The sequence below is a fragment of the Paracoccus salsus genome, assembly GCF_021556615.1.
GTDB classification, from domain to species: domain Bacteria; phylum Pseudomonadota; class Alphaproteobacteria; order Rhodobacterales; family Rhodobacteraceae; genus Paracoccus; species Paracoccus salsus.
On the sequence record NZ_JAKGGD010000019.1, the window covers coordinates 1 to 4496 of the forward strand.

At 62.9% G+C, this 4496-nt stretch carries 4 protein-coding genes and 1 other annotated feature; of the genes, 1 reads left to right on the forward strand and 3 read right to left on the reverse strand.

Annotation, left to right across the window (positions count from 1 at the left end; translation table 11 throughout):
- Both L1965_RS15850 and L1965_RS15855 read right to left on the reverse strand, forming a co-directional pair.
- On the reverse strand, positions 1-833 hold an 833-nt coding region (locus L1965_RS15850), incomplete at its 3' end, for a universal stress protein (RefSeq protein ID WP_235757394.1).
- Between the two features lie 13 nt (positions 834-846).
- Entirely contained in the window at positions 847-2343 is a 1497-nt protein-coding gene (locus L1965_RS15855) for a SulP family inorganic anion transporter (RefSeq protein WP_235757395.1), read from the reverse strand.
- 73 nt (positions 2344-2416) lie between these two features.
- Positions 2417-2472, reverse strand: a sequence feature (sul1 is cis-regulatory element that is thought to sense ions involved in sulfur or methionine metabolism; They are found in Alphaproteobacteria).
- A gap of 353 nt (positions 2473-2825) precedes the next feature.
- Between L1965_RS15855 and L1965_RS15860 the strand changes: the two genes are divergently transcribed.
- On the forward strand, positions 2826-3497 hold the full coding sequence (locus tag L1965_RS15860; protein WP_235757396.1) for a hypothetical protein: 672 nt from the start codon (positions 2826-2828) through the stop codon (positions 3495-3497).
- A gap of 87 nt (positions 3498-3584) precedes the next feature.
- Here the strand turns inward: L1965_RS15860 and L1965_RS15865 are convergent.
- Positions 3585-4496 (reverse strand): glycosyltransferase family 61 protein (locus L1965_RS15865; RefSeq protein ID WP_235757397.1); only part of this gene is annotated, 912 nt, incomplete at its 5' end.

The following is a 4496-nucleotide window of genomic DNA, read 5'->3' on the forward strand; positions in this document are numbered from 1 at the left end:
ATCTTCACGGATTGCACCATCGCCGTTGTCGTCGAACCGATAATCAGGCTGCGGATACGAGAGTGGCCATAGGCGCCCATCACCAAGAGGCCGAAGCCCTCAGAGGCCACGATGGATTTCAGAACCTCGTCCGGCTCGCCCTTGACGACACGCGCAGCAGCCTGAAGGCCCGCCGCGCCCAGAGACTTGACGGCGTCATCAAGCTTGGAGCCGACCGATCCACTGCCACCGTCGACGTAGAGCAGCGTGATCTCCAACCCTTCAAAGACCGGGCTTTTCGACATGCGGTCGATTGCTTTCATGGCCGAGCTACTTCCGTCATAGGCGACCAGCACCTTCGCGATCGGCTTGAAAGCACGCGATGCGACGAAAACAGGCACTTTCGAGGCGCGGACGATCCGTTCCAGATTTGACCCCAGATGGCCCGTCGCGAAGTCCGCGCCCTCGCCGCGCTTGCCGATGACGATGGCGCGCAAGTCCGGTTCAGCCATCTGCACCGCTTCGAGGATGTCGCCCTTGCGAAGAATGGTCTGGACCGGTCCGGTGCCGTCGGCCTCAAGCATTTTCCGTGCGTCCTCGAGGATCGCGCGCCCCCTGGTCTGAGCCAGCCGGGCGCGCTGTTCGTCGGCTGCCGCCAGTTCCTCCAGCAGCGCCGTGCGTGCACCGAGGGTCAGGGCTCCGGAATAATTCTGGGTCGTGGCGCCTTCGCGGCGGCCGAGGACGTGCATGACATCCACGGCGGCGTTCAGGCGCCCTGCGATCCAGGCGGTGTGTTGGCAGACGCTTTCGGAATAGGCCGAGCCGTCCACCAGTGCGAGTATCCTGTCGGTCATCTTGCCCACCCCCTCAATGCGCCATCAGCTTGTCAAGCGCGCCTGGCTTGTCGTGGATGGCAAGTTTGTCGACCAGCGTCTCGGATGCTTCGTTCATGCCGATCAACTGCACTTCGGCGCCGTCCCGACGGAACTTCAGGATCGCCATGTCCAGCGCCTGGACCGAGCTGATATCCCATATATGGGCCCTGCTGACGTCGATTGTTACCTTTTCGACGGCTTCCTTGAAGTCGAATGCCTCGGCAAAATCCTCGACGGAACCGTAGAATAGCTGGCCCTCCACCTGGTAGCTACGCTCGCGCCCGTCGGGCGACAATGTCGATCTGATGCGGAACAGCTGCGCGATTTTCGAGGCGAAGAAGATCCCCGACAACATGACCCCGACAAGCACGCCGATCGCCAGATTGTGGGTATAGACCACCGTGAAGACCGTCGCGATCATCACGACCGAGGAAGACCGGGGATGGGTCCTGAGATTCTTCAGCGACGACCAGGAGAACGTCCCGATCGACACCATGATCATGATCGCAACCAGGGCCGCCATCGGAATCTGCGCGACAAGGCCGCCCAGCCCGACGACCATGATCAGCAGCGCCATGCCTGCCGTGAAAGCGGACAATCGCCCGCGCCCGCCCGATTTGACGTTGATGATCGACTGGCCGATCATCGCGCAACCCGCCATGCCGCCGATGAAGCCGGTGGCGGTATTGGCGATGCCCTGGCCCACGCATTCCTGATTGCGGTTCGATTTCGTGTCGGTCAGGTCATCGACGATATTCTGCGTCATGAGGCTTTCCAGAAGACCGACGGTCGCCACGGCCAGCGAATAGGGCAGGATGATCAGCAGCGTTTCCAGGTTCAGCGGGATGTCCGGGATCAGGAACATCGGCAGGGTATCGGGCAAGGCGCCCATGTCGCCCACCGTGCGAACATCCCAGCCCGTGACCGTGACCAGCACGGTCAGCACCACGATGGTGACCAGGGGGGACGGGATTGCGGTCGTCAACCGTGGCCACAGGTAGATGATCGCCAGCCCGGCCGCCACCAGCGCGTAGGTCAGCCAGGTCACGCCCGGAACCGTCAGGTCCAGTTCGGTCAGTTGCGCCATGAAGATCAGGATCGCGAGCGCGTTCACGAAACCGGTCATCACCGATTTCGAGACATAGCGCATGAAGCGCCCCAGCTTCAGCAGGCCGGCACCGATCTGCAACAGGCCCGCAAGAACCGTAGCGGCCAGAAGATATTCCAGCCCGTGATCGCGGACGAGCGTGATCATCAGGACAGCGGTTGCCGCCGTGGCGGCCGAGATCATCCCGGGTCTTCCGCCGACAAACGCGATCAGGACAGCGATCGAGAAGCTGGCATATAGCCCGACCTTGGGATCGACACCGGCAATGATGGAAAAGGCAATAGCCTCGGGGATCAGGGCAAGCGCCACGACGATCCCCGCCAGCAGGTCGCCGCGGATGTTACCGAACCATTGGTCGCGATATTCGGAAATTGGGATCATAGACGGTCCAGCACCCAGCATCGGATGATCTTTCTCAAGACGGTCCGGCACGTAATCATCGGGTTTGTCAAAGAATTATCCGGCGGATCAGCGGCCGGAGGAGCCACCCGGGCTTTCACCGGGTCCATGCGCATGGACGCCTCATAGACAGGAAGTGGTCCGAAGATCAACAGGCGCGACGACAAATAACGTGATCCCGTCCGCTTGCCCGACCAGCTTCGAGCCTGAGCCGCCATGGATCGTCTGCACCTCCGCTGAGAGCGTCGGGCAGGTTATCGCAGGAACCCCCTTGTCCCGTGTCGAGGCCCGATGCGCCTTGCGGACCGCATGTCGAGGACCATGGCGCAAGGCCACCCGCGGAAACCCGGTCCTGCCTTTCCACATATCCCGCTCCGGGGCACGATACGGGCGCCAGAGTGACAATCCGGCCTGAAAGCACTAGGTGTCGCGATCGATCCATGCGTCTTCCATGAAAGGTCAGGATGAAATCACCCGCTCCTGTTCGCCGACGAAATGCCGGTCCTCCACTCGCGATCATCTGCCTCATCGCCTTGCTGGCGCTGTTGTTGCAGCTGACCGTCGCGGATGACATTGCGGAAATCTTCGACGAATCCGGCCCGATCGAGCGCTTGTCCGCGATTTTCCTTCTTGCCGCCGGGATCTGGGTTGGCTGGCGCATGATTCGTCGAGGCGACGCATCGCATTGGCACTTCGCCGTCCTGCTGCTCGCCGCAGGGCTGCGGGAACTGGACTGGGACAAGGCCTTCACCCAGTCGGGCGTGTTGTCGCTGCGGCTCTATTCCGGGGATGCGCCGATGGTGCAGAAGATCGCCGGTGCGGTCATCCTGCTCGCCCTCATCGCTGCCGGGCTGCGCCTGCTCCGGCGCGATCTGCGTGTGCGGCTGCGTCTGACCGCCTGGCAGGGGCGCGACCTGCCGGTGGCCGGCGCGATCTGCCTGTTTGTGGTGGCAAAGACACTCGACGGGCTGGCCCGCAAGCTGGCACCCTGGGGCATCGAGGTCAGCCAGCAGGTTTCGACCATCAGCGGCCGTGCCGAAGAGGCCATCGAACTTCTGGCCGCGATCCTGATCCTGCAGGCCGTGGCTGTGGCCTCGCCAGACAGGCGACCATGGTCCCGGAAGCCTCGTTGCTGATCGGGATATCCCGGGACGCCGTCAGGAAGCCGCGGTCCTATCAAGTCGAAAGACCCCGCAAACGGATCCCGGCGGGCCACAGCGCAATCAGATCATCGCCAGGGTCCGTTGGACGTCATCCCACGCGATACGAAACCCGTGTTCGGACCCCCAACCCACCACAAGGCCAAATCGCTGGCGCCAGCGATCGGTCAGGATCTTCAGCGCGCTCGTTACCCGATTGTCCGGTTGCAGCGTCAGAAGCGTGGCGCCAGGCGGCATCACCGCGACCGCGTGGCACAGCTGACTTCCCTCGACACCGGCAACGACGGAGGCAGCGCCGCAGGCACTCAGCAACTCGTCCACGCTGGCGTCTTCCGGGAAAATCACCTGGAAACCATATTGGTCTTGCAGCTTGCCGGCGATTTCGTCCTCGTTTTCCAGAATGCGGGCGTCGCCGCTGCGTCCGCGATACAGGAACACGCCGGGACTCGGCCGCAGGTCGCGGTCTTTCAGCAGCCGATTGCGCATGTCCTGGGCGCGGGCCATCCGCCCGCTGTTGCTGCCCTGGTCATCGAACAAAATCAACTCCTCGAAATGCACATCCCCGATGCGTTCGGGCGTCATCGACAGCAATTCAGCGTATCGCGGAACATGGCCGCTGCGAAGAACGGCCGAGGTCACCGGCTGCCCCGCCTCTTCGGCCAGACGGTAGGTCAGGCAATCGTCCAGCAACCAGTTGCCGAACCAGCGATTGCCGACCCAGGTCTCGTACATCGCGCCCGAGACACTGCGCTGCGGTCGGTTCAGGATGAGACGCGAGCCCTCGCGGCGGCGCAGATGCCGCTCGGCGTTGGCCGCATAGAGCACGCCATCGACGAAATCGACATCGCGCAGAAGATAGGCCGTGGTGGCTGGCATCTGCTCGGCAGGATTGCCCCTGAATGATCTCAGCACGGCGTCCAAAGGCGCGAATTCGGTGCGGATGATGCGCTCTGCCTGATCAGGCAGCCGGATGGC